Here is a 20,363-nt window from a genome sequence, read left to right as displayed (position 1 = left end):
AGAATTGTGATATTCGCTGAACGTTTTCGTGATTCCTTGGCGGTAACGTGTTGCTATGGAATCAAGTAAGGAGAACTCAAATGAAACTTAAAGTTGCGGGCTTGTTTTCTGTCCTGGCACTGGTGTCGGTTGCTGGATTGTTTACCGCACAAGTGTCGGCGGAAAAGAGTGAGCGCGAGCTCAGTCAGTACGCGCCGGACGATCCGAACCTGGCGGTGGCTACCTTTGCCGGTGGCTGTTTCTGGTGCGTGGAAGCGGGTTACGAGAAGATCCCCGGGGTGGTGGAAGCGGTTTCCGGCTACACCGGCGGTGATGAAGCTTACCCCACCTATCAGCAGGTTTCGGGGGGGCGCACCGGCCATACCGAAGCCGTTCAGGTGTACTACGATCCGGAAAAAATCAGCTACGAAGGCTTGCTGGCAGGCCTGTGGCGGATGATGAATCCCACCGATATTAACGGCCAGTTTGTCGACCGGGGCAAGCAGTATCGGCCGGGTATTTTTTATCACAATGCCGAGCAAAAGCAGCTGGCAGAAGCCGCCAAACAGGCGCTGGAGGCCTCGGGGGTCTATGGCAATCCGGTACTTATTCCGATCGAGAAGTTGAAAACCTTCTACCCGGCGGAAGACTACCATCAGGATTATTACAAGAAGAATCCGGTGCGCTACAAGTTCTATACCTTTAACTCGGGTCGCTACCAGTTTATCGAGAAGGTGTATGGCGAGGACTACGAGCTGGATTTCTCCCCTTATGTTCCGGATGCGGCTGATGGTGATGCGGCCCGCGAAAAGGCTGTATCGGATCAGGTGCAGTCCGGCCAGGGTTTTAATCCCGCTACGTTTGAGAAGCCTGGCAAAGAGGTGCTGAAGCAGCGCCTGACCGATCTGCAATACGAAGTGACTCAGGAAGACGCCACCGAGCGCGCGTTCAACAACGAGTACTGGGATAACAAACGGCCGGGGTTGTATGTGGATGTGGTCTCCGGCGAGCCGCTGTTTTCCTCAAGGGACAAGTACAAATCCGGCACCGGCTGGCCAAGCTTTACCCGGCCGATTGCCTCGAATGCGGTGGCAGAGCACGAAGACCGCTCCTTCTTCATGACTCGCACGGAAATTCGCAGCATCCATGCGGATTCCCATCTGGGGCATGTCTTTAACGACGGCCCAGCACCCACAGGGTTGCGTTACTGCATGAACTCCGCCGCGATGAAGTTTATCCCGCTGGAGGAGATGGCAGCGGCCGGTTACGGTGAATGGATTGATAAGGTGGCGCTGGCTAGGTAATGTTGCAGGAAAACGCGCTATCGGGCTGGCCAATGCTTGTGGGCATTGCCGCGGTGGTGTTCCTCAAGCTTTCAATGTGGTTGGTGGTACGCTCATCCTTGGGTCGGTACTGGCCACCTGGAGTGTTCTGGCGTTGCGGAAGCTGTTAGCACTTCGTCAACCGGTCGTTTCGTAATGTCTGCAGATTATCTGGCTCGCCCCAGGGCCCGCCCACCGATGGTTGTGGCGGCGCTCTGGATGGTTGGTTCGCTGTTTTCGTTTTCGGCCATGGCGGTGGCCGTTCGCGAACTGTCTGAAGATATTGGCACCTTTCAGCTGCTGACTATACGCAGTGCCATCGGATTGCTCGTGATCTCGGCATTGCTCACCCGGTATGGCTGGAAAAAGATCCGTTCCGACAACCTGAAACTGCACCTGGCGCGCAATCTGGTGCACTTTGGTGGTCAGTTTGGATGGTTTTTTGCCATCGGGTTTATTCCGTTGGCGGCGGTGTTCGCCATTGAGTTTACTGTGCCGCTGTGGACCATGATGTTTGCGGCTTTGCTACTGGGTGAGCGTATTTCGACCAGCAGGCGACTGGCTGTGCTGCTGGGCGTTATTGGCATACTGGTGATTGTTCGCCCGGGTTGGTCGGCGCTTCATCCGGCGTCTCTGGTGATGTTGCTTGGCGCCATTGCCTACGCGCTGTCGCACACGCTCACCAAGAAGCTGACGGGTGTCGATTCGCCATTGTGTATTCTGTTCTACATGATGCTTGTTCAGCTACCGTTGGGGCTGGTTCCTGCACTGTTCGACTGGACAACGCCCCAGCCGGAACACTGGCCATGGCTGGCGATTATCGGCATGACCGGGCTCACGGCCCACTATTGCATGGTGCGGGCGTTGTTGCTGGCAGACGCAACGGTGGTGGTGCCGCTGGATTTCCTCAGGTTACCGTTCATTGCGCTGGTGGGTTATCTGCTTTACGGCGAGCAGCTGGATGGTTTCCTTGTGGCAGGGGCGGCGCTGATTCTTGTTGGCAATGGCATGAATATTCTGGCTGAGAGGCGAAAGCAGTGTTAGTGCCGGAGCGGCTGGGCGCTCCGGTACTTGTCGCCAGACGTGGCGTTAGAGCCAGGTCAGGCCGATACTGATGACTGCGCCGGTAATGATCAGCAGCATCAGGCAGTAGCCCATAATGTCTTTTGCCTTGAGCCCGGCGATGGCCAGCACTGGCAGCGCCCAGAATGGCTGCAGCAGGTTGGTCCAGGCATCACCCCAGGCAACGGCCATGGCCACACGAGGAATATCCGCACCCAGTTCCATAGCGGCAGGCAGCATAACCGGCGCCTGCACTGCCCACTGGCCGCCACCGGACGGAACAAAAATATTTACCAGCCCCGCACTCAGGAAGCTCCAGAAGGGCAGGCTCTCGGCGCTGGCGATCGACACGAAGCCGGATGAAATGCTGGCGGCCAGGCCAGACGCTGTCATCACCCCCATAATGCCCGCATAGAACGGAAACTGAATCACGATACCGGCACCGCCTTTCACGCCTTCGTTCAGGCTGGTCAGCAGGCGTTTGGGCGTCTGGTGCAGGATGACGGCGATGAACAGGAACATGAAGTTCACAATGTTCAGGTTCAGGCCGCCACCATTGATAAAGTACTGGAAGATAAACGCCAGCCCGCTGAAGCCAATCAGCCACGCCAGGGTACGGCTGTTCTCCAGGTGATCCGCCGGGCGATTGATGACAACTTCGGTGTCAGGCTCGTCATCTAACACTTTGGGGTCGGCGTAAACGCTGTCGTTCTCGCTGGGCAGCATCAGGCGATTCACTAGCGGCACGATAATAAACAGGGCGACTACGATGGCCAGGTTGAAGAACGCGACGATGGTTTCACCGGTATCGATAATGCCGATCCGGTCTGCGGTAAAGTGGCCCTCTGTGGCGATGGTTAGCGGAATGGAACCGGCAAGGCCACCGTGCCAGACAATGAAGCCGGAATAGGCACTGGCGATCAGCAGCGGGTAGTGTACCCGGATCTGGCGGGCTAGCGCTTTGGCGAACAGGGCACCGACCACCAGGCCAAAGCCCCAGTTAATCCAACTGGCGATCAGAGCCACAAACGTGACCAGTACAATGGCCTGACCAGGCGTACTCGCCAGCCCGGCAATGCGGTTGAGCAATCCCCGAACCAGTGGTGTGCTGGCCATCATGAACCCGGTTACCAGAACCAGTAGCATTTGCATCGAGAAGGTCAGCAGGTTCCAGAAACTGTTGCCCCACATCTCGATGACCGCCATCGGACCGTGGCCTTCAAATATCATGGCCGCCGCAAAGGCAATCAACGTCAGAATGATCACAAACAGATAGGCATCTGGCAGGTATTTGTCTACCAGGCTAACCAGCGGTTTGGAAGCGCGATCTAACATGGTGTACTCCTTTATTATTTTTCGGACTGCATGGGTATAACAATATATAGTTAATGCATATCTTTCTTGTAAAGTCTAGCTTATTTATCTGATATTTAAGTGTTTTTTTTGATTTTTCTGTCCCGGAAACCGGACGCCAGTGTCCGGGTTTCCGGATGCGCGATGCATGGGCAGTGGCGGCTGCTGCGTCGCGTTCGAAACGGGCAGGGCTACAAATCCAATAGATTCAGGTAAAGTCGTGCCACCATCCATTCGATACCACAGGGAGATTGTTTGATGAGTGATCCCACCTACACGCCACCCAAAGTCTGGAAATGGGACCCGGGTAATGGCGGGCAGTTTGCCAACATCAATCGCCCGATTGCTGGGCCGACCCATGACAAAGAGCTCCCAGTGGGTGAGCATCCGTTCCAGCTGTATTCGCTGGCCACGCCCAATGGCGTGAAAGCGACGATTATGTTTGAGGAGCTTCTGGAGCAGGGCATCAAGGAAGCCGAGTACGATGCCTGGCTGATTCGTATCAATGAAGGTGACCAGTTTGGCAGCGGTTTTGTGGGCGTGAATCCGAACTCCAAGATTCCGGCTCTGCTTGATCGCAGCGAAAACCCGGCCGTTCGGGTGTTCGAGTCGGGGTCAATTCTGGTGTACCTGGCGGAGAAGTTTGGCACGTTTCTGCCAAAGGACCTGGCCAAGCGCACAGAAACCATGAACTGGCTGTTCTGGCAAATGGGCAGCGCGCCTTTTCTGGGTGGCGGATTTGGGCATTTTTACGCCTACGCACCGGAGAAATACGAGTACCCCATCAACCGCTACGCAATGGAAGTAAAGCGTCAGCTGGATGTGCTGGATCGCCAGTTGGCGGAGAACCGCTATATTGCCGGTGATGAGTACACCATCGCCGATATGGCCATATGGCCCTGGTACGGCGCCCTGGTGAAGAACATGGTGTATGAGGCTGCGGAGTTTCTGGAGGCTCACACCTACACCAATGTGGTGCGCTGGACCGATGAAGTGGCCCAGCGCTCGGCGGTCAAACGTGGCCGGATGGTGAACAAGGCCTGGGGAGATCTGGCTTCCCAGTTGCACGAGCGGCACAGCGCCAGCGACTTCGAGCTGCGCACTCAGGATAAGCTTGAGGGCAATTCCTAGAGCTGCCTGGCATCCGTCATAAACCTTTGGCCGAAGAGGTGCTGCGCCTGGGGTCGGCGCCGCCATACAGGGTGCCATCAGCATCAATAAGGATGCTCTGGATGGCGCCCATGGCCGATTTAGTTTCGATGGTGTGGCCTTTGGCCTCAAGCAATTCAAGGGTGTCCGGGCTGATGCCCTGTTCCACGCGAATGGCATCCGGCAGCCATTGATGGTGAATGCGAGGCACGCTCACCGCGGTCTGAATGTTCATGTTGTGGTCAATCACGTTCATCAGAACCTGTAAGGTGGTGGTGATGATGCGTGAGCCGCCGGGGCTGCCGGTGACCAGAAAGTTTTTACCGTCTTTACGGACAATGGTGGGCGACATGGAGCTGAGCATGCGTTTGCCAGGCTCCACCTTGTTGGCATCGCCGCCAATCAGGCCATAAGCGTTCGGCACCCCGGGCTTGGCGCTGAAGTCGTCCATCTCATTGTTGAGCAGAAACCCGGCACCGGCCACGGTAATACCAGAGCCATAACTGAAGTTGATGGTGTAGGTGTTGGAAACCGCATTGCCCCAGCGGTCGACCACGGAAAAGTGGGTGGTTTCCGGGCTTTCCCAGGGCGTAGGCTGGCCCGGGGCGATTTCGGTTGCTGGGCGGGCCTTGTCTGCATTAATGCCTTTCCGGAGCGCTTCGGCATAACCTTTACTGGTCAGGCCTGCCAGCGGAACCTCAACGAAGTCCGTGTCGCCCAGGTACTTGGAGCGGTCGGCGTAGGCCAGTTTCATGGCTTCCGCCATGTGATGGATGGTTTTGGCGGAATTGTGGCCCCAGTCCCTGATCGGATAGGCTTCCAGAATGTTCAGGATCTGCACGATGTGAATGCCACCGGAGGAGGGCGGTGACATCGAGAAAATTTCGTGGCCCCGATAGGTTCCTTTCACCGGCTGGCGGATGGCAGGCTGGTAGTTTTTCAGATCCTCAAGGGTGATCAGACCCTCACCCCGTTTCATTTCTTCGACAATCAGGCGGGCAGTTTCGCCTTCGTAAAAGCCTTTCACGCCCTGGTCGGATATGCGTTGGAGGGTCGTCGCCAGCTCGGGTTGGCGGAAGACTTCACCCGGCTGAGGGGCAGAGCCGTCCTTCTTGTAGAAAGTGGCCCTGCTGGCAGGCCAGCGTTGCAGGCGGTCTTTGGCCTGGGTCAGGCCTTCGGTGAAGCGATGAGGAACCACAAAGCCATCTTTCGCCAGCCGGATCGCCGGTGCCAGGGCCTGCGGCAGGCTGATGGTGCCGTGCCGCTCCAAAGCCAGAGCAAGTCCGGCCACCGTACCCGGTACGCCAGCTGCCAGGTGGCTGAACCGACTGCGTTCACTCACCGCATTGCCGTCGCTGTCCTGGAACATGGTCTCGGTGGCGGCGGCAGGCGCGGTTTCGCGGTAATCAATGGCTTCCGGCGCTTTGCCGTCGCCCGGTGAGTACAGCAAAAAGCCACCACCGCCGATGTTGCCCGATCGGGGCTGGGTTACCGCCAGGGCAAAGCCCGCAGTGACGGCGGCGTCTATTGCATTGCCGCCGTCTTCCAATACCTTGAGCGCAACCTCGGTGGCCAGGGTGTGACTGGTGGAGACCATGCCCTGAGTACCCGGCGCCGGATGAAAGCGTTCGCCCTCCAGGATGGCCTGGGCGCTGGCCGGTGCAGTGCCAATCAGTAGGTAGATGATGAAGCCGACTGTCAGGCTCCAGAATCGTCTGTAACCGTTTTTCCATGAGATGCTGTGTGTCACTCTGTCCATGTTCGGATTCCTCGTTTCTGGCTGTCAGATAAGCTATAATAGCTCGTCTTTTTTCCGGTGCGTGCCGATCTTCACCGCAGACCTCCGGTTTGTGGTTCCCCGTCGCAACCGCTTTCCCGTTTTACTGTTAAGGAAAGGCTTCATGGAGCATACCTATCGTCTTGTCATTTCCTGTCCGGATCGGACTGGAATCGTCGCCAAGGTGAGTAATTTTCTGTCCACCTACAATGGCTGGATTACCGAGGCGAGCCATCATTCCGATAGCCAGACTGGCTGGTTTTTCATGCGCCACGAGATCAAGGCAGAGTCCATTCCGTTCGGTCTGGATCAGTTCCGTGCCGCGTTCGAACCGATTGCCCGTGAGTTCAACATGAACTGGCATATCGCCGACTCCGCCCAGCCCAAGCGCGTCATCCTGATGTGCAGCAAGGAATCCCACTGCCTGGCAGATCTGTTGCATCGCTGGCACAGCAAAGAGATCAACGCTGAAATTGTAGCTGTGGTGTCAAACCATGACGACCTGCGCCGGATGGTGGAGTGGCACGAAATTCCGTATCACCACGTACCGGTGAGCAAGGAAAACAAAGCCGAGGCCTTCGCCCATATTGACGAGCTGTTCCAGCAGTACGAGGTTGATGTGGTGGTGCTGGCCCGTTATATGCAAATCCTGCCCGCGGATTTGTGCGCCAAATATTCCGGTAAAGTGATCAACATCCATCACAGCTTCCTGCCGTCGTTTGCTGGCGCCCGGCCTTATCATCAGGCCTACAGCCGCGGTGTAAAGCTGATTGGAGCGACCTGCCATTACGTTACCCAGGATCTCGACGAGGGCCCGATTATCGAGCAGGACGTAATCCGCATCAGTCACAGCGATTCCATCGAGGATATGGTGCGCCTGGGTAAAGATGTGGAGAAGAATGTGTTGGCGCGGGGATTGCGCTCGCACATTGAAGACCGGGTGATTACCTACGAAAACAAGACCGTCGTGTTTGATTAATAGCCCGCCACAGAGGCCCCGCGCAGGGCGTGTCTGTGGTATGCTTGACGGTTTGTTGAAGAACAAAGACCGGGCCCGGATATGGCCCCGGAATGACGTCCAGATAACGCAAAGGAACCTTTCTCGATGGGTGAGTTAGCCAAAGAGATCCTGCCGGTCAACATTGAAGACGAACTCAAGCAGTCCTACCTCGATTACGCCATGAGCGTTATCGTTGGTCGGGCTCTGCCAGACGTAAGGGACGGCCTGAAGCCGGTTCACCGTCGGGTGCTGTTCGCCATGTCCGAGCTGGGGAACGACTGGAATAAGGCGTACAAGAAATCTGCCCGTGTGGTGGGCGATGTTATTGGTAAATACCACCCGCACGGCGACTTTGCGGTCTACGACACTATCGTTCGTATGGCCCAGCCTTTCTCCCTTCGATATCCGTTGGTCGATGGTCAGGGTAACTTCGGCTCGATCGACGGCGATAACGCGGCTGCTATGCGTTATACGGAAATCCGTATGGAAAAGATCGCCCACTCGTTGCTGGCCGATCTGGACAAGGAAACCGTCGATTTCGTTGACAACTACGACGGCACCGAGCGCATTCCGGAAGTCTTGCCAACCCGGGTCCCCAACCTGTTGGTGAACGGCTCATCGGGCATTGCGGTGGGTATGGCCACTAACATTCCGCCGCACAACCTTACCGAGGTTGTGAATGGTTGCCTGGCACTGATCGATAACCCGGAACTGGGTGTCGATGAGTTGATGGAATTCATACCTGGCCCAGACTTCCCGACCGAGGGCATCATCAATGGCCGTGCGGGCATTGTTGAAGCCTATCGCACCGGCCGTGGGCGCATCTACATCCGCGCCCGTCATGAAATCGAACAGGACAAGAAGTCCGGTCGCGAATCCATCATCATCACCGAACTGCCTTATCAGCTGAACAAAGCCAAGCTGATCGAGAAGATTGCGGAACTGGTGAAAGAGAAGCGCCTTGAAGGGATTTCCGGGCTACGGGACGAGTCCAACAAGGAAGGTATCCGGGTTGTTATTGAGTTGCGCCGTGGCGAGAACGCCGATGTTGTGATCAATAACCTGTTTGCCCACACCCAGCTGGAAACGGTGTTCGGTATCAACATGGTCGCGCTGATCAACGGCGAACCCAAGACGCTGAACCTGAAAGAAATGCTCGATGCCTTCGTGCGTCATCGCCGTGAAGTTGTCACTCGCCGCACTATTTATGAATTGCGTAAAGCCCGTGAGCGCGGCCACATTCTGGAAGGCCTGACGGTTGCACTGGCCAACATTGATGAAATTATTGAGCTGATCAAGCAGTCACCGTCTGCCGCTGAAGCCAAAGAAAAGCTGATCGACAAAGGCTGGTCGCCCGGTGGCGTAATGGCCATGCTGGAGCGCGCGGGCGAAGACGCCTGCCGCCCGGACGATCTGCCAGAAATCTACGGTTTGCGGGATGGCCTGTACCATCTCTCGCCAGAGCAGGCTCAGGCGATTCTGGATCTGCGCCTGCATCGCCTGACCGGCCTGGAAACCGAGAAGCTGCAGAACGAATACAAGGAAATTCTTGAGAAGATCGCAGACCTGCTCGATATCCTTGGCGACCCCGAGCGCCTGATGCAGGTGATTCGCGATGAGTTGAACGAGATTGTCAGCCAGTATGGCGATGAGCGCCGCACTGAGATCACCAGCTCCCGCCGTGATCTCACCGTTGCCGATCTGATTGATGAAGAAGACCTGGTGGTGACCATTTCTCACAGCGGTTATGCCAAGACCCAGGCGGTCGAAGACTACCAGGCTCAGCGCCGTGGTGGCCGGGGTAAGGCGGCAACCGCCATGAAAGACGAGGACTTCGTCGAGAAGCTGCTGGTGGCCAACTCCCACGACACCATTCTGTGCTTCTCCAACCGGGGCAAGGTGTACTGGTTGCGGGTGTTCGAGATTCCCCGTGGCAGCCGTGGCAGCCGCGGCCGCCCGATGGTCAATATTCTGCCGCTGGACGAAGGTGAGCGTATTACCACCTTCCTGCCGGTGCGGGATTACCCGGAAGATCAGTTTGTGCTGATGGCCACTTCGGCCGGTGTGGTCAAGAAGACGCCGCTGCCGAACTTCTCCCGCCCGCGTAGTAGCGGTCTGATTGCCCTGAACCTGGACGAAGGCGATACCCTGATAGGTGCTGCCATCACCGACGGCAGTGCCGAAGTCATGCTGTTCTCCAGTGCCGGTAAAGCGGTACGCTTTGCAGAAGATCAGGTGCGGCCGATGAGCCGGACAGCGCGCGGTGTGCGTGGTATCAAGGTGCCGGAAGGCTTCCATGTGGTGTCGCTGATCATTCCGCAAGAAGGCGGGGTGATTCTGACCGCCAGTGAGCATGGTTACGGTAAGCGCACTGCCATTGACGAGTTCCCGGCCTACAGCCGTGGCAGTCAGGGTGTTATTGCCATGCAGTGCTCTGAGCGTAACGGCAATCTGGTCACCGCGCTGCAATTGTTTGACGGCGATGAGATGATGTTGATTTCCGACAAGGGCACTCTGGTACGTACCCGTACCGATGAAGTATCTGTGCTGAGCCGGAATACCCAGGGTGTTCGGTTGATTCGCCTGGCCCAGGAGGACGAGCGTCTGGTGGGTGTCGAGCGGATTGCAGAATCCGATGAAGATGACGACGTCGAAGGCGAGGAAACTGAAGAATGAGCAGGGCGTTCAATTTCTGTGCTGGTCCGGCAACCCTGCCGGAGGCTGTGCTGAAGCAGGCTCAGAGCGAGATGCTCGACTGGCGTGGTACCGGTATGTCGGTGATGGAAATGAGTCACCGCAGTGACGAGTTTGTTGCCATTGCCGATAAAGCGGAAAAAGATCTGCGTGAATTGGCCGGAATTTCAGATGATTACGCCGTACTGTTCATGCAGGGTGGAGCTTCCAGTCAGTTCTCTACCATCCCGCTGAACCTGCTGGGCGACAAGGCATCGGCGGATTATGTGAACACCGGTGTCTGGTCGAAGAAAGCCATTGCCGAAGCCAAGCGCTATGGCAGCGTAAACGTAGTGGCCAGCTCTGAAGACAGTGGATTTTCCACGATTCCGGATCAGGCCGCCTGGAACACCAGCGCCGATGCGGCCTACCTGCACTACACCCCGAACGAGACCATCGGCGGGCTGGAGTATGACTTTATTCCCGAGAGTGGTGGTGTGCCTCTGGTGGCAGACATGTCCTCCACCATGCTGTCACGCCCGCTGGATGTTTCCCGGTTTGGCCTGATCTACGCCGGTGCCCAGAAAAACATTGGCCCCTCGGGCCTGGTGGTGGTGATCATCCGCAAAGATCTGCTCGGTAAGGCGCGGAAAGAAACACCCACCATGATGAATTACCAGGTGATCGCCGAGAATGGCTCCATGTACAACACGCCTGCTACCTATTCCTGGTACCTGGCGGGCCTGGTATTTGAGTGGTTGAAAGAGCAGGGTGGTGTGCAGGCGATGGCCGAAATCAATGCCCGCAAGGCACGTAAGCTGTACGACTTTATCGATGGTAATGACTTCTACGCCAACCCCATCGACCCGCGCTTCCGCTCCTGGATGAACGTGCCTTTCACCCTGGCGGACGACGCGCTCAATGGCGACTTCCTCAAGGGCGCTGATGCCCGGGGTCTGTTGAATCTGCAAGGGCATCGATCTGTCGGTGGTATGCGGGCCAGCATCTACAATGCCATGCCTGAAGCAGGCGTTGATGCGTTGATTGGTTACATGGCGGAATTTGCGAAGGAGCGGGGCTGAGAGCATGACCGACGAAAAGACACGATTGGGCGAGCTTCGGGACGAAATCGACAAGCTGGATCAGCAGATCATGGAGCTGATCAGTGCCCGCGCCAAATGCGCCCAGGAAGTGGCTCGTGTGAAAATGGCCGCCAACCCTGGCCAGGATGTCTTTTTCTACCGTCCCGAGCGGGAAGCTCAGGTGCTGAGGCGGATTAAGGAAGAGAACCCCGGCCCGCTGCCCGGTGAAGAAATGGCCCGTTTGTTCCGGGAGATTATGTCGGCGTGTCTGGCGCTCGAAAAGCCTATGCACATTGCTTTCCTGGGGCCGGTCGGCACCTTTACCCAGGCGGCGGCACTCAAGCATTTCGGTCATTCCGTGGTCAGCGTACCGCTGCCTGCCATCGACGCGGTGTTCCGCGAAGTGGAATCCGGCGCGGCCCATTACGGTGTGGTGCCGGTAGAGAACTCCACCGAAGGCATGATCAACCACACCCTGGATATGTTCATGTCCTCGCCGCTGAAAATCTGTGGTGAAGTGCAACTGCGAATCCACCACCACCTGCTGGTGTCGCCCAAACACAAAGATGTGGAGATTACCCGCATCTACTCCCATCAGCAGTCATTTGCCCAGTGCCGCCAATGGCTCGACGCTCACCGCTACGGCATCGAGCGGATTACTGTTTCCAGTAACGCCGAAGCCGCACGCCGGGCGGCCGAAGAGCCGGGTACTGCGGCGATTGCCGGTGATATGGCAGCGGAGCTGTATGGTCTGGAACAGTTGGCCAATTGCATTGAAGACCGGCCCGACAACACCACCCGGTTCCTGATTATTGGTCGGGAAGATGTGACGCCAAGCGGCCACGACAAATCGTCGATCCTGGTGTCCATGCGCAACAAGCCGGGGGCGCTGTACCAGCTGCTGGAACCCTTCCATCGCCACGGTATCAGTTTGACCCGTATTGAAACCCGGCCGTCGCCCAGTGGTACTTGGGCTTATGTGTTCTACATCGATTTTGAAGGCCACATGGACGACGCCCAGGCTGCCAAAGTGCTGGCAGAGATCGATGATGAAGCGGTGGAGCTCAAGCGTTTGGGTTCTTACCCTCTTGGTGTGCTTTAAATCGTCGGACAGCGAAACCCGATTCAGAGGAGTGTTACATGGCAGTGGATTACCAGAGTCTTGCGGTGAAAGGTGTTCAGGCTCTGTCTCCGTATCAGCCGGGCAAACCCATTGATGAGCTGGCGCGAGAGCTGGGGCTAAACCCTGCGGAGATTGTCAAACTCGCCAGTAACGAAAACCCCTTGGGGCCCAGTGACAAGGCTATGGCGGCTGCCCGTAAAGCGCTGGAGGAAATGTGCCTTTACCCCGATGGTAACGGCTTTGACCTGAAGCAGGCGCTGGCGGCCCGGTTTGGCGTGGCCATGAATCAGATTACTCTGGGTAATGGTTCCAACGACACCCTGGAAGTTATTGCCCGGTGCTTTGCCAGTGAGCAGAGTGAAGTTGTGTTCTCCCAGTATGCCTTTGCAGTGTACCCGATAGTCACGCAGGCTATTGGCGCCAAGGGTGTTTCGGTGCCTGCAAAAGACTGGGGTCACGACCTCGATGCCATGGCAGAAGCGGTCACAGAGCGCACACGCCTGGTGTTTGTTGCCAACCCCAACAATCCCACAGGTACAGTACACACGGCCGCTGCTATTGAGGCTTTTCTCGACAAAATTCCGGCAAATGTAATTGTGGTGTTGGATGAGGCCTACTGTGAATACCTGGTTGGTGATGAGTACCCGGACGGTGTGGCGCTACTGAACCGTTATCCAAACCTGATTGTGTGCCGGACCTTCTCCAAAGCCTGGGGGCTGGCGGCATTGCGGGTGGGTTACAGCATCAGCTCGCCCGCCATTGCCGATATTCTTAACCGGGTGCGCCAGCCGTTCAATGTGGATACAGTTGCGCTTGCCGCCGCCACGGCTGTTTTGGAAGACGAAGCGTACCTGGTCAAGGCCCGTGAAGTGAACGCTGCTGGCCTGCGCCAGTTGGCCGAGGGCTTTGAACGGATGGCGTTGCCCTACATACCTTCCTTCGGCAATTTTATTGCGGTTGAGGTAGGGGATGCCGCGCAAGCGATCTATCAGGCTTTGCTGGCCCGGGGGGTGATTGTGCGGCCGGTAGCCGGTTATGGTATGCCGCAGCATTTGCGGGTATCGGTGGGTTTGCCTGACGAGAATGAGCGTTTCCTGGCAGCACTGGCGGAAGCTTTGACCTCTGCCGGGCAGGGGGCCTGAGGTGTCGGAGCAGACTTTGTTCCGTCGGGTCTGCATTGTTGGCCTGGGCTTGATTGGTGGTTCCCTGGCCAGTGCCATTCGCCGCCAGGGCCTGGCGGAAATCGTAACTGGTTTCGATGCCCGGGCTGATGAGCTTGCTCTGGGGGCGGAGCTTGGCGTGCTGGATGACGTGCCAGCCAGTCTTGAGCAGGCGGTATCCGGCAGCGACCTGGTGGTTTTGGCGGTGCCGGTTCGGGCCACTCGCACGGTGCTGGAGCAGGTAAAACCCTGGCTTGCGCCGGATGCTCTGCTTACCGATGTGGGCAGCACCAAATCCAGTTTCATTGCCGATGTCCAGGCCGTTTTCGGCGAGCTGCCGCCCCGGGTGATTCCCGGGCACCCCATCGCCGGCTCCGAGCGCAGCGGCATTCGGGCGGCCAATCCGGATCTTTTCGCTAATCACAAAGTCATTCTGACCCCTTTAGAGAATGCAGACCCGGCTGCCGTTGCACAACTCACCCGGCTTTGGGAGGGCACCGGCGCCCGAGTGCTTACCATGTCGGTGGCCTATCACGATGAGGTGCTGGCTGCCACCAGCCATCTTCCCCACCTTATTGCCTTTTCACTGGTAGACACCCTGGCGGGGGAAGATGAGAATATGGACATCTTCCGCTATGCCGCAGGTGGCTTCCGGGATTTCACCCGTATTGCCGCCAGCGACCCGGTGATGTGGCACGACATTTTTCTTACCAACCGGGATGCGGTGCTTCGGGTCATCGATCACTTTACCCGGGATCTAGGCGAGTTGCGCTCGGCGATTGCCAGCGGCGACGGTGCCACTTTGCTTAAGGTATTCAGTCGCGCCAAGGCGGCGCGGGAACATTTTTCAAAGATGCTTTCAGGGCAGGCGTACGTGACTAATAACAGCAAACAACAGGTTATATTTCAGATGCAGCCGGGCGGTTCAGTAAACGGAGACATCCGGGTGCCAGGCGACAAGTCCATGTCTCATCGCTCGATCATGCTGGGCGCCTTGGCTGATGGCGTAACGGAAGTTAAAGGCTTTCTCGAGGGCGAGGACAGTCTCGCGACGTTGCAGGCCTTCCGGGACATGGGCGTTACCATTGAAGGGCCAGACAACGGCTTTGTCCGCATACATGGCGTAGGCATCAATGGCCTGAGCGCCCCCCGCGGGCCTATCTACCTGGGTAATTCCGGCACCGGAATGCGTTTGTTTGCGGGTTTGCTGGCGGCCCAGAAGTTTGATTCCGAATTGACCGGTGACGCCAGCCTGACCAAGCGCCCCATGGGCCGGGTAGCCGACCCACTGCGTGCCATGGGGGCGGTGATCGAAACCGGAGAGGGCGGACGCCCGCCGCTTAAAATCCGTGGCGGGCAACCTCTGACCGGTATTCACTATGAAATGCCGGTGGCCAGTGCCCAGGTAAAATCCTGCCTGTTGCTGGCGGGCTTGTATGCCGAGGGCGTGACGTCGGTAACCGAACCCGCGCCCACCCGCGATCACACCGAGCGGATGCTCGAGGGCTTTGGCTATCACGTGCACCGTGACGGAGCCACGGCCAGTGTCACCGGAGGTGGCAAGCTGACCGCCTGTGAAATTGATGTGCCTGCGGACATTTCATCTGCGGCGTTTTTCATGGTGGCAGCAACCATCGCGGAAAATTCCGACCTGACCTTGCGTCACGTTGGCATGAACCCGACCCGCGTCGGTATTATCAATATTCTCCGGCAGATGGGCGCAAACATTGAGGTGTCCAACGAAAAAGAAATTGGTGGCGAGCCAGTGGCGGATCTGCGGGTGCGCTCTGCCCGGTTGAAGGGTATCGATATCCCCGAAGAGCAGGTGCCTCTGGCCATTGATGAGTTCCCCGTTCTGTTTATTGCTGCGACCTGCGCCGAGGGTCGCACGGTGCTTCGGGGTGCCGAAGAGTTGCGGGTAAAGGAAAGTGATCGTATCCAGGTAATGGCTGACGGTCTGGCTAACCTGGGCGTAGAAACCACGGTCACGCCAGACGGTATCATCATCGACGGTGGTCAGGAAATCCTCGGCGGTGAAGTTGAGAGTCATGATGATCACCGGATTTCCATGTCGTTCGCAGTGGCGTCATTGCGGGCGTCTGGGCCGGTTCGAATTAATAACTGCAACAATGTGGCCACGTCTTTCCCTGGCTTTGTTGACCTGGCACTGCAGACCGGCATGAAGATCAAGCAGGAAGGCGGTGAAGAATGAGTGAAGGCAAGGCACCGGTCATCACGGTTGATGGACCGGGAGGCTCGGGCAAGGGAACGATTACCCAAATGCTGGCCCGTAGACTGGGCTGGCACCTGCTCGATAGTGGTGCCTTGTACCGATTGACTGCGTTGGCTGCGACCCGGCAGGGTGTGGCACTGGATAATGAGGCTGGCCTGGTATTGGTTGCTTCCGGGCTGGACGTATCTTTCGAGCCGACGCCGCCGGGTGAACCGGCGCGGGTGATTCTGGCAGGTGAAGATGTAACCGCAGAAATTCGTACCGAAACCTGCGGTGAGAACGCATCGAAGGTCGCAGTCCTCCAGGCCGTGCGAGATGCGCTGCTGCAGCGCCAGCGGGATTTCCGGGTGTTGCCGGGGTTGGTGGCGGATGGCCGCGACATGGGTACGGTGGTATTTCCCGATGCGCCGGTCAAGATTTTCCTCACGGCGAGTGCCGAAGAGCGGGCCCAGCGACGCTACAATCAGTTGAAGGACGCGGGTGTCAATGTTAACATTGCTGCCCTTTTAGACGAGATACGGGTGCGCGATGAGCGGGATATAAACCGTTCTGCTGCCCCTCTCAAACCTGCGGATGATGCGCAAGTCATTGATTCTACGGGTTTGAGTATTGAAGAGGTGTTAGGCAGGTGTATGGCCGCAGCAGGTCAGGCCTGACTACACCTTTTCGCCGTTGAAATGCCGGAGCAGCGTTATTTGCCAGCCGCAGGCTGATTCCGGACATCGTTAACAGACCGTGTTGCTGGCGGCACGGAGTACACTTGCGTTGATCACATAGGACACATAATGAGCGAGAGCTTTGCGGATCTTTTTGAAGAAAGCCTGAAAGAAATTGACATGCAGCCGGGTTCCATCGTCCAGGGAACCGTTGTAGACGTCGATAACGACTGGGTCACCGTTAACGCCGGACTGAAGTCCGAAGGCGTTATCCCCGCCTCCCAGTTCCTCAACGAAAAAGGCGAGTTGGAAGTAGCTATCGGCGATGTTGTCGATGTGGCTCTCGATGCTGTCGAGGACGGTTTCGGTGAAACCCGTCTGTCCCGCGAGAAGGCCAAGCGTGCCGAAGCGTGGAAGGTACTGGAAAAGTCCTTCGAAGCAGAAGAAGTTGTCAAGGGTGTGATCAACGGCAAGGTCAAAGGCGGTTTTACTGTCGACCTGGCTGGCATCCGTGCCTTCCTGCCGGGTTCACTGGTAGACGTTCGTCCGGTTCGCGACACTGCGCACCTGGAGAACAAAGAGCTGGAATTCAAGGTTATCAAGCTGGACCAGAAGCGTAACAACGTGGTTGTTTCCCGCCGCGCCGTTCTGGAAGCTGAAAACAGCGAGCAGCGTGAAGCTCTGCTGGAAACCCTGACTGAAGGTCTGGAAATCAAAGGTATCGTCAAGAACCTGACCGACTACGGTGCGTTCGTAGATCTGGGCGGTGTTGACGGCCTGCTGCACATCACCGACATGGCCTGGAAACGCATCAAGCATCCGAGCGAAATCGTGAATGTGGGCGACGAAATCAATGTTAAGGTTCTGAAGTTCGACCGCGAGCGTAACCGTGTGTCTCTGGGCCTGAAACAGCTGGGCGAAGATCCTTGGGTAGACATCAAGGGCCGTTACCCGGAGAGCTCCCGGGTTACTGCACGCGTTACCAACCTGACCGACTATGGCTGTTTTGCCGAGCTGGAAGAGGGTGTTGAGGGTCTGGTTCACGTATCCGAAATGGATTGGACCAACAAGAACATCCATCCGTCCAAGGTTGTTCAGGTAGGCGACGAAGTTGAAGTGATGATTCTGGATATCGACGAAGAGCGTCGTCGGATCTCCCTGGGTATCAAGCAGTGTGTATCCAACCCGTGGGAAGATTTCTCCAGCAACTTCAACAAAGGCGATCGCATCTCCGGCAAGATCAAGTCAATCACTGACTTTGGTATCTTCATCGGCCTGGACGGTGGCATCGACGGCCTGGTTCACCTGTCTGACATCAGCTGGAACGAGACTGGCGAAGAAGCTGTTCGCGAGTACAAGAAGGGCGACGAAGTTGAAACCGTCATTTTGTCTGTTGATCCCGAGCGTGAGCGTATCTCCCTGGGTATCAAGCAGCTGGAAAGCGATCCGTTCGCCGAGTTCGTTCAGCTGAACGACAAAGGCTCCATTGTTAAGGGTACTGTGTCTGCGGTTGACGCCAAAGGTGCAACTATCGCCCTTAACGAGGAAGTTGAAGCGGTGCTGAAAGCCTCGGAAATCAGTCGTGACCGTGTTGAAGACGCGCGCAACGTTCTGAAAGAAGGCGAAGAAGTTGAAGCAAAGATCATCAGCATCGATCGCAAGAACCGCGTAATCAACCTGTCTGTTAAGTCTAAAGACGTTGAGGACGACAAGCAGGCTCTGGAAAATGTACGTAGCAAGACTGCAGAGTCCTCAGGCGCCACTACTATTGGCGACCTGATCAAGGAGCAGATGCAGCAGCAGAACGCCAACAAGGATTAATATCCGGCTGGTGTCAAAAAAACGGGCTCTAAGAGCCCGTTTTTTTTGTGTTTTTTTTCGGTTTGACTAAAATAGAGGCATTACAGCACGGTAGTTTACTGCGCCAGAATAACGACAGAGGAAGTGCCTCATGACGAAGTCCGAATTGGTTGAACTGATTGCCTCCAAGCAGACTCAGCTCTCCGTGAAGGATGTAGAGCTTGCAGTAAAGGCGATAATCGAGCATATGTCCCAATCCCTTGCCGAAGGGCAGCGAATCGAGATCCGCGGCTTTGGCAGTTTTTCCCTGCATCACAGGGCGGCGCGTACAGGCCGCAACCCGAAGACCGGGGATGCGGTTCAGCTTCCAGCGAAGTTTGTGCCACATTTCAAGCCCGGAAAAGAGCTCAGGGAACAGGTGAATGACAGCATGAAAAAAGGGTTCTGACGAGCTCTTCCGGCTCAGGGAATCGCATTCAGGCACGGCAACTGGCCCGTATGGAGCGTGTACGATATGACAGGACTTCGCAAGATCCTGATTACTGTCCTGGTTCTGGTTCTGATTCTTTTGGCGTTGGTCTTTTCCCTCAACAACCAGATGGCGGTGTCGCTCAATTTTCTTCTTTTTGAAACGCCGCCCCATGGTGTGGCTGTCTGGATTATCATGGCTTTCGTTCTGGGTGCGCTGGTGGGTGTGCTCATAGCCACGTTTGCTACCGTCAGCACCTCCATGTCCCGCCGAAGCCTGCAGAAGCGCCTTGATCGGGCAGAGCAGGCACTGGAAAAAGCCAGAGCCAAAAACGACCGGGCACTTTGATGGAAATTCTGTTTCAGTGGCTTCTGTTGACTGCAGCGGTTGCCGCTGGCTGGGCCATCGGACGTTTCGGGAGCGGATCCTCGCGCTCCTCCCATGAAGTGACAGATGAGGATTCGGTGCGGGAGCGCCTCCAGTTCCTGTTCACCAATTATTCAGATCAGGCGGTGGATAACTTTGTGCAGTCCCTTGCAGTTAACAAGGATACAGTGAGTCTGCACCTGTCGATTGGCACCCATTTCCGCAACAAGGGTGAAACAGACCGGGCAATCCTGATCCACCAGAACCTGCTCGCCAGGCCCGAACTGCCGCCCCGATTTTCCCCCCAGGTAACACTTGAGCTCGCCATGGATTATATGAACGCGGGTCTGCACGATCGGGCAGAGGCGCTGCTGCAGCAAGTGATGGGCGATAAGGAGTATGGTCGGCGCTCGGCTCGCGAGCTTATTGAGCTGTACCAGCAGGAGCGGGAGTGGAAAAAGGCTGCCCAGGTTGCCGAAACACTTACCCGGGGTGAAACGGATGCAGCCACCTTCAAGACTCTTGCTTATATTACCTGCGAGCTCTCAGACGAAGCGTTGAAGCGAAGTGATGATCGCTGGGCGGCGCAGAAGCTGGCAAAAGAGGCTCTTGATTACGACCCCTCCTGCGTCCGGGCGAGCTTGTTACTCATGAAGCTGCTGATACGTCAGGGAAGCTATCGTGGTGCAGCCAGCCAGAGCATGAAGGTCTTTGAGCAGAACCCCGAGTTCGGCCCGGAGGCCATTGATCGGCTGATGGCGCTGGAGAGGGAGCATGGCAATGTCGCGCGTCTCTACAAAAAGCTGAAAAAACTTTACGAACGCCACCCCAGTACGAGCCTGCTGCTGGCACTGGTTGAATCAATGGAGTGTGCGTCAGGCCGCCCTGCGGCAATCGAACTGCTGCGCCAGGAGCTGGAGGTTCGGCCCTCGATGCGCGGGTTGTTGCGGTTGGTGGAAATGGCGGGCTATGAGAAAGGCATGACGACCGACGAAGGTCGTCTGGTTAGCAGAATTGGTCACTTGATATTGGCAAACCGGCCGGTTTACCGCTGCGTAAATTGCGGGTTTTCGGGGCAGCAGCTGCATTGGCTCTGTCCGAGCTGCAAGCAGTGGGAAACGGTGCGCCCGATACAGGGCGTAGAGGCTGAATAACACGA

The 20,363-nt window shown here is 56.8% G+C and carries 16 protein-coding genes; 14 read left to right on the top strand and 2 right to left on the bottom strand.

Features of this window, described 5'->3' with window-relative positions:
- Positions 1–80: 80 nt before the first annotated feature.
- Entirely contained in the window at positions 81–1,283 is a 1,203-nt protein-coding gene (gene msrB / locus C7H09_RS19590) for a peptide-methionine (R)-S-oxide reductase MsrB (protein WP_106765739.1), read from the top strand.
- 174 nt (positions 1,284–1,457) lie between these two features.
- Positions 1,458–2,345 carry a DMT family transporter gene (locus C7H09_RS19585; protein WP_106765738.1) on the top strand — a complete coding sequence of 296 codons (888 nt, stop codon included), beginning with the start codon at positions 1,458–1,460 and terminating at the stop codon, positions 2,343–2,345.
- Positions 2,346–2,390: 45 nt separating this feature from the next.
- Here the strand turns inward: C7H09_RS19585 and C7H09_RS19580 are convergent, their stop codons facing one another.
- Entirely contained in the window at positions 2,391–3,698 is a 1,308-nt protein-coding gene (locus tag C7H09_RS19580) for a short-chain fatty acid transporter (protein ID WP_106765737.1), read from the bottom strand.
- A 276-nt stretch (positions 3,699–3,974) separates the two neighbouring features.
- Here C7H09_RS19580 and yghU point away from each other — a divergent pair, with 276 nt between their 5' ends.
- Positions 3,975–4,847 (top strand): glutathione-dependent disulfide-bond oxidoreductase, encoded by an 873-nt coding sequence (gene yghU / locus C7H09_RS19575; protein ID WP_106765736.1) that lies wholly within the window; start codon positions 3,975–3,977, stop codon positions 4,845–4,847.
- 16 nt (positions 4,848–4,863) lie between these two features.
- On the opposite strand, the gene ggt is transcribed toward yghU, so the two are convergent.
- Entirely contained in the window at positions 4,864–6,624 is a 1,761-nt protein-coding gene (gene ggt, locus C7H09_RS19570; protein WP_106765735.1) for a gamma-glutamyltransferase, read from the bottom strand.
- A gap of 142 nt (positions 6,625–6,766) precedes the next feature.
- Here ggt and purU point away from each other — a divergent pair, with 142 nt between their 5' ends.
- The 11 genes from purU (at position 6,767) to lapB (ending at position 20,358) form a co-directional block, all read left to right on the top strand.
- Positions 6,767–7,621, top strand: a complete 855-nt coding sequence (purU, locus tag C7H09_RS19565; protein WP_106765734.1) for a formyltetrahydrofolate deformylase — start codon at positions 6,767–6,769, stop codon at positions 7,619–7,621.
- Between the two features lie 126 nt (positions 7,622–7,747).
- Positions 7,748–10,318, top strand: a complete 2,571-nt coding sequence (gene gyrA / locus C7H09_RS19560) for a DNA gyrase subunit A (protein WP_106765733.1) — start codon at positions 7,748–7,750, stop codon at positions 10,316–10,318.
- Entirely contained in the window at positions 10,315–11,397 is a 1,083-nt protein-coding gene (serC, locus tag C7H09_RS19555; protein WP_106765732.1) for a 3-phosphoserine/phosphohydroxythreonine transaminase, read from the top strand. Before gyrA ends, serC begins: the two co-directional genes overlap by 4 nt.
- A gap of 4 nt (positions 11,398–11,401) precedes the next feature.
- Positions 11,402–12,499, top strand: a complete 1,098-nt coding sequence (gene pheA, locus C7H09_RS19550) for a prephenate dehydratase (RefSeq protein WP_106765731.1) — start codon at positions 11,402–11,404, stop codon at positions 12,497–12,499.
- A gap of 38 nt (positions 12,500–12,537) precedes the next feature.
- On the top strand, positions 12,538–13,662 hold the full coding sequence (hisC, locus tag C7H09_RS19545; protein ID WP_106765730.1) for a histidinol-phosphate transaminase: 1,125 nt from the start codon (positions 12,538–12,540) through the stop codon (positions 13,660–13,662).
- 1 nt (position 13,663) lies between these two features.
- Positions 13,664–15,892 (top strand): bifunctional prephenate dehydrogenase/3-phosphoshikimate 1-carboxyvinyltransferase, encoded by a 2,229-nt coding sequence (locus tag C7H09_RS19540; RefSeq protein ID WP_106765729.1) that lies wholly within the window; start codon positions 13,664–13,666, stop codon positions 15,890–15,892.
- Positions 15,889–16,569, top strand: coding sequence for a (d)CMP kinase (gene cmk / locus C7H09_RS19535; protein ID WP_106765728.1), 681 nt, complete (start codon positions 15,889–15,891; stop codon positions 16,567–16,569). Before C7H09_RS19540 ends, cmk begins: the two co-directional genes overlap by 4 nt.
- A gap of 129 nt (positions 16,570–16,698) precedes the next feature.
- Entirely contained in the window at positions 16,699–18,390 is a 1,692-nt protein-coding gene (gene rpsA / locus C7H09_RS19530) for a 30S ribosomal protein S1 (RefSeq protein ID WP_106765727.1), read from the top strand.
- Positions 18,391–18,520: 130 nt separating this feature from the next.
- A complete protein-coding gene (locus C7H09_RS19525; protein ID WP_106765726.1) occupies positions 18,521–18,817 on the top strand; it encodes an integration host factor subunit beta in 297 nt (98 codons plus the stop codon).
- A gap of 66 nt (positions 18,818–18,883) precedes the next feature.
- Positions 18,884–19,186, top strand: coding sequence for a LapA family protein (locus tag C7H09_RS19520; protein ID WP_106765725.1), 303 nt, complete (start codon positions 18,884–18,886; stop codon positions 19,184–19,186).
- Positions 19,186–20,358: a lipopolysaccharide assembly protein LapB gene (gene lapB / locus C7H09_RS19515; RefSeq protein WP_106765724.1), complete on the top strand. Its 1,173-nt coding sequence runs from the start codon at positions 19,186–19,188 to the stop codon at positions 20,356–20,358. Before C7H09_RS19520 ends, lapB begins: the two co-directional genes overlap by 1 nt.
- The last annotated feature ends 5 nt before the right edge of the window (positions 20,359–20,363 follow it).

The organism is Marinobacter fuscus, from assembly GCF_003007675.1.
GTDB classification, from domain to species: Bacteria; Pseudomonadota; Gammaproteobacteria; order Pseudomonadales; family Oleiphilaceae; genus Marinobacter; species Marinobacter fuscus.
This window is presented reverse-complemented; position numbering and strand designations above follow the sequence as displayed.